This is a genomic window from Frankia sp. AgKG'84/4, assembly GCF_023242965.2.
Taxonomy (GTDB): domain Bacteria; phylum Actinomycetota; class Actinomycetes; order Frankiales; family Frankiaceae; genus Frankia.
Genome location: NZ_JALKFU020000321.1, coordinates 1 through 5979, shown reverse-complemented (window position 1 = coordinate 5979; position 5979 = coordinate 1). Strand labels below are relative to the sequence as shown.

5 protein-coding genes are annotated in these 5979 nt (G+C 72.5%); 2 read left to right on the top strand and 3 right to left on the bottom strand.

Features of this window, described 5'->3' with window-relative positions:
• Positions 1-93 precede the first annotated feature (93 nt).
• Together MXD58_RS18010 and MXD58_RS18005 are read left to right on the top strand one after the other, a co-directional pair.
• A complete protein-coding gene (locus MXD58_RS18010; protein WP_248840155.1) occupies positions 94-1164 on the top strand; it encodes a Leu/Phe/Val dehydrogenase in 1071 nt (356 codons plus the stop codon).
• Between the two features lie 439 nt (positions 1165-1603).
• Positions 1604-1810, top strand: a complete 207-nt coding sequence (locus MXD58_RS18005) for a DUF3073 domain-containing protein (RefSeq protein WP_248840154.1) — start codon at positions 1604-1606, stop codon at positions 1808-1810.
• A gap of 617 nt (positions 1811-2427) precedes the next feature.
• On the opposite strand, the gene purM is transcribed toward MXD58_RS18005, so the two are convergent.
• The 3 genes from purM to MXD58_RS17990 form a co-directional block, all read right to left on the bottom strand.
• Entirely contained in the window at positions 2428-3639 is a 1212-nt protein-coding gene (purM, locus tag MXD58_RS18000) for a phosphoribosylformylglycinamidine cyclo-ligase (protein WP_248840153.1), read from the bottom strand.
• Entirely contained in the window at positions 3636-5231 is a 1596-nt protein-coding gene (gene purF, locus MXD58_RS17995) for an amidophosphoribosyltransferase (RefSeq protein ID WP_248840152.1), read from the bottom strand. Before purF ends, purM begins: the two co-directional genes overlap by 4 nt.
• A gap of 256 nt (positions 5232-5487) precedes the next feature.
• Positions 5488-5979, bottom strand: a 492-nt coding sequence (locus MXD58_RS17990; RefSeq protein WP_250609616.1) for a sterol carrier family protein, incomplete at its 5' end; no start/stop codon positions are given.

The window sequence follows — 5979 nt, the reverse complement described above, 5'->3', positions numbered from 1 at the left end:
GCCGCGCGCCGCGGTGGGCCCGCTCGGCGGGACCGGTCCGGCCGCGCGCAGTCCGGTGCGCGGCCAGGTCGGCCAGTCGCCAGGAGGTGCGTGATGTCATCGCTGTTCGGCGCCGTGCGCGAGCACGAACAGGTGCTGCTGTGCTCGGATCCAGCCACCGGCCTGCGCGCGATCATCGCGGTCTACTCGACCGCGCTCGGTCCCTCCCTGGGCGGCACCCGCTTCCACCCGTACGACGACGACGGCGCCGCCCTGGCCGACGCGCTCGCGCTCTCCCGGGCGATGGCCTACAAGGCGGCCTGCGCCGGGCTGGATCTCGGCGGCGGCAAGGCGGTCATCATCGGCGACCCGACCCGGGACAAATCCGAGGCACTGCTGCGGGCCTTCGGCCGCCATATCGCCTCGCTTGGCGGTCGATACATCACCGCCTGCGATGTCGGCACGTACGTGGCCGACATGGACGTCATCGCCCGCGAGACGCGCTGGGTGACGGGCCGCTCCCCGGAGCACGGCGGAGCGGGGGACTCCGGCGTCCTGACCGCCTTCGGGGTGTTCCAGGGGATGCGTGCCGCCGCGCGACACCGGTGGGGAACGCCGAGCCTGAGCGGACGACGGGTCGGGATCAGCGGGGTCGGCAAGGTCGGCCGCCGGCTCGCGGGGCATCTCGTCGACGACGGCGCCTCGGTGGTCGCGACCGACGTCGACCGCTCGGCGCTGGCCCGGCTCGCCGCCGAGTCACCCACGGTGGAGATCGTCGACGATCCGGACAAGCTGCTGGATCTCGACCTCGACGTCTACGCCCCCTGCGCGCTGGGCGGGGCCCTCAACGACGACACCGTTGCCCGGCTGCGGGCGTCGGTCATCTGCGGCGGTGCCAACAACCAGCTGGCCACGCCCGCGATCGGCCGGCGGCTCGCGGACGCCGGGGTGCTCTACGCGCCCGACTTCGTGGTGAACGCCGGCGGTCTCATCCAGGTCGCCGACGAGATCGAGGGGTACTCGCCGCAGCGCGCACGGGCCCGGGCGAGCCAGATCCTCGACACGACCGCCGAGGTGTTCCGGCTCGCGGACGACGAGAGCGTGACGCCGGTGGAGGCGGCGGAACGGCTCGCCGAGCGCCGGATGGCCGACGTGGGGCGCCTGCGCCGCCTCCTGTTGCCGTAGGAGCGGTTTCAGTGGGCCTGTCCGGGTTGCCGCATCCATCGGGCGCCGCCCGGTCCACCGACGCGCCCCACGGCGCTCTGAGCAGCCTTCCCGGGCGTCCCGATCGGACCTGCCGCGAGGGGCTCGGACGCCCCTGGCAACCTCCGGGTGCCGAGGCGGCCCGGGGGCGCCGGCTCCCTGGGGCCGAAAAAAGTGACGGTCGCCACATTGGATCGGGGTTTGCCCTGTCCCAGCCGGCCCGCCGAGCGGCCCCGATCCCCACGTGAACCGCCGGACAGGCCGCTTCACGCAGCGCTTCCGATCGTGGACATCTTGTCCGAGGACAGGCAACTGTCGGGTTGGCGTGCCGAGAGGGCTCCGGTCCCTGTAGTCTCGGGAAGCACGAGACAGTGAGAGCACCGGGGCGGGTCCCCGTCGTCATGTTCGAGGGGGTCGAGCCATGGGGCGCGGCCGAGCTAAGGCCAAGCAGACGAAAGTCGCCCGCGAGCTCAAGTACAACTCGCCCAATATGGATCTCGACCGATTGAAGGCGGATCTGGGCGCGGGCTCGACGCGCGAGAGCACCAGCGACGAATCGCATACAGATGACGATTATGGCTATGACGCCTACGCAGACGATGAGGACGAACGCCGTTCCTCCCGCTGAGCAGCATCACGCCATGATCGTCCCGCCGCGGAGGGCTCACCGCGGTGTCGTCGCCGACAGCAGTCGCCCAGGCTCCGGCCTGGGCGATCACTGTCAGGTCGCGGCGCTCCCGGCCTAGCCGGCTGACGCGGCGTACAGGCATGGTCCGACACTGGTCTATGCCGTGCTGCCCGCGAGCCTGCTAGAGGCAGCCCCGCCCGTCCGTCATGGGCAGAAGCCGCGGCTTCTCGTGGATCTTTGAGTTAGACGCCGCCCTGGTCTCTTCGTCCGGGGTGCTGCCCGCCTTATCCGCCCAAAGGGACCGTGGCGATCATCGTGTGCTGGTCTCGGGCGGGCCGCGGGCACTCATCCGACTCTTCGCCCGCCCCGGCATCACCCACTGCGACGAGCTTCCGCCAGCTGTGCGTAGCCGGGCCGATTCCCCTTCTTCCCGCAGGGATAAATCGGACGCGGAGCCCGTTCAAAGCGACAGGAAGCCTCGCTCCCACGCAACGCACGGACATTTCGGGCAGGGGGTGGCCACCCACGGTGCCGTAGGCGGCCGGTGCTCCCCCGGGGCGGGCCTGGCGGCGGCTGCCTGTGGTCACTCTGGTTACCGGTGGGGGCGATTGACGTCGTCAGGCCGGGTGCTGTCCGATCAGCCGAGCGCCGGCGGATGCCCGGCCCTCACCAGCAGCCTTGCGTGCCGTGCCGCCCCCTGAACCGTTGCCCGCCGCCGAGGCATCCTCGCCGGTCGAGCCCGCGCCGCCGATGGAGCCGGCCTCGCCGATGGAGCCCCCTTCGCCGATGGAGCCGATGAGCCATGCCGGCACGCCACGCTCGGCCAACAGCGCCAAGGCGTCCCCGGCGGCCTCCGGCGCGAGCACGGCGACCATCCCGACGCCCTGGTTGAACGTGTTCTCCATGTCCGGCTGGGCGACCTCGCCCCGCTCCGCGAGGAGCGCGAAGATCGGCGGCACCGACCACGTCGCCCGGTCCATCGTCGCGACCAGGCCGGCGGGAATCACCCGGGCGGTGTTCGCGGCGAGCCCCCCGCCGGTGATGTGGGCGAAGGCGTGCACCTCGACGGCCGCGGCCAGCGCCAGGCAGTCCTTGGCGTAGATGCGGGTCGGGGCGAGCAGGGCACTGCCCAGCGGTTCGCCCAAAGACGGGACGTACGACCTGAGCCCGGCCGCCGCGGCCGCTGAGACCCCGCCGGGCCGGTCAGAATCGACGGGACCGCACAGGATGTGCCGTACGAGCGAGAAGCCGTTGGAGTGCAGGCCTGATGAGGCCATCGCGACGACCACGTCCCCGGGCCGGACGCGCTCTGGCCCCAGCACGGCGTCGGCCTCCACGACCCCGACCCCGGTCGCGGCCAGGTCGTAGTCGTCGCTACCCATGAGCCCGGGGTGCTCGGCGGTCTCCCCGCCGACCAGGGCAGCCCCAGCCTGCTCGCAGCCCGTGGCGATCCCGGCGACGATCTGCGCGATCCGTTCGGGCACGAGGCTGCCGCAGGCAATGTAGTCGAGCAGGAACAGCGGCTCGGCCCCGCAGACGACGAGATCGTCGACGACCATGGCGACCAGGTCGATGCCGACCGTGTCGTGGATGTCGAGCGCTCGGGCGATCGCGATCTTGGTGCCGACGCCGTCCGTGGACGACGCGAGCAGCGGCTGCCGGTACCGGCTGGTGTCCAGGGCGAAGAGCCCGGCGAACCCGCCGAGCGAGCCCACCACCTCCGGACGGGTGGCCCGGGCCACATGCCCACGCATCAGGGTGACCGCACGGTCACCCGCGACGACGTCGACTCCGGCCGCACGGTAGGACGTCCGCTCCCCCGCGGTCATACCGGCCTCGACTCGGCCAGGTCGGCGTCGTGCCCGTCCGGGGACGGATCGGCGCCGTTCATGCCCAGCGTCACCTCGCGCCGCATCGCCTCGGCGATCATCTCCGCGGTGGTGCGCGCCCCGCCGCTCTCCTCCAGCCGATGCTTGCCCAGTTTGTCGGTCTCGGCCAGCGGCACCGGGTACTCACCGTCGAAACAGGCCCGGCACAGGGACCCGGCGGGCTGGTGCGACGCCTCGGTCAGGCCGTCCAGGGAGACGTAGGCCAACGAGTCCGCGCCTAGCGAGGCTCGGATCTCCTCGATCCCCGCCCCGCTGGCGATGAGCTCGGAGCGGGTGGCGAAGTCGATGCCGTAGAAGCACGGCCAGCGCACCGGCGGCGACGAGATCCGGATGTGGACCTCGGCGGCGCCCGCCTCGCGCAGCATCCGTACCAGGGCGCGCTGGGTGTTGCCACGCACGATCGAGTCGTCGACGACGACCAGGCGGCGGCCCTCGATGACTTCGCGCAGCGGGTTCAGCTTCAACCGGATCCCGCGCTGGCGGATCGTCTGGGACGGCTGGATGAAGGTGCGTCCCACGTAGGAGTTCTTCACCAGCCCTTCGCCGAACGGGATGCCGGACTGCTCCGCGTACCCGACGGCGGCGGGCACCCCGGACTGCGGCACGGGGATGACCAGATCGGCGTCCACCGGAGCCTCCCGCGCGAGCTGGCGGCCGACGTCGACCCGGGTGGCGTGCACCGAGCGGCCGGCGATCGCGGTGTCCGGGCGGGCGAGGTAGACGTACTCGAACAGGCAGCCGTGCGGATTGGCGGCGGCGAAGGTGTACGAGCGCACGCCGTCCGCGTCGATGACGATCATCTCGCCGGGCTGGACCTCCCGCACGAAGGTCGCGCCGACGATGTCGAGGGCCGCCGTCTCGCTGGCCACGATCCAGGCCCCGTCAGGATGCTCGGCGAGACGGCCGAGCACGAGCGGATGGATGCCGTGCGCGTCCCGGGCCGCGTACAGGGTCGAGGCGTCCGAGAAGACCAGCGAGAACGCCCCGGCGAGCCGGGGCAGCACGGCCATCGCGGCGTCGACGAGGGTCGGGCCGGGATGATCGGCGAGCATCGCGGTGATGAGGTCCGAATCGGTGGTCGCCCGCAGGCGGTCCCGACCGGCGCCGAGGTCCCGGGCCAGCTGGACGATGTTGGTGAGGTTGCCGTTGTGGCCGAGCGCGATCGGCCCGCCATAGCGGGCGGTGCGGTAGGACGGCTGGGCGTTCTCCCAGGTCGACGAGCCCGTCGTCGAGTAGCGGGTGTGGCCGACCGCGACGTGGCCGCTGAGGCTGGACAGCTTCACCTCGTCGAAGACCTGCGCGACGAGCCCGAGTTCCTTGAAGACGACGACGGTGCGGCCGTCGCCCACGGCCATGCCGGCCGCCTCCTGGCCGCGGTGCTGCAGCGCGTACAGTCCGTAATAGGTGAGATTAGCGACATCCTCACCGGGAGCCCAGACGCCGAAGACGCCGCAGGCGTCCCGAGGTCCAGGATCATCGGACAGCTCGGACCACGTCTGGGGAGAGCCGTTGCGAGCGGCGACGTCTGACACGAGGACTCCTCGACTGGTCAGGGACACCGGCAGGAAGCGGCGGGCGCCGGATGGCACGTCCGCGCCGAACCCGTCCACCGCGGGGACGGGACGCGCCGCGGGCGGGCCCCGGCCACCGCCTCGCCCGGCAGCAACCAATGTCCACGCTAGCAGCGACGACGCACATCGGCCCTTGCTACTCGTCGGGCGCCTGCCGGACCTGCCGCATCAACCGGACCTACCGGACATCCACCGGGCACCGCGCCCGGAGGCGCCCTCAGAGCAGCGGCAGGTGTTCGGAGAGGTCGGCGCGCTCGCCACTGGCGGTGATCCGGCCGTCGGCGATCGCCTCGTCCCAGCTCAGCCGGCCGGTGCAGAGCAGCAGGAAAGGGACGGGGCCGGACTCGACGACGTTCGGCGGCGTGCCCCGGGTGTGACGAGGCCCCGCCCCGACCTGGACGGCGGCGAACGGCGGTATCCGCAGTTCGACCGCGTGGCCTGGGACCCGCGCGGCGAACAGCTCGGCGACCAGCCGGGCGGCGAGCCGCAGCGCCGGCCGCTCCGGCTCGACGCCGAGGTCCAGCCCGTGCACGACCGCCTCGACCGCCCGGGTGCGGAGGAACTCCGTCATCACCATGGGCCCGCCCGGCGTCATGACCACCGGATCCGCGCTGACCTCCAGGCCAGGGCCGGGGCCGAGCACCGGCCCGGGGGCCCCACCAGTACCGGGGCCGGGGCCGGGCTCCGCCCCGGTGAGTCGGGCGAGCGC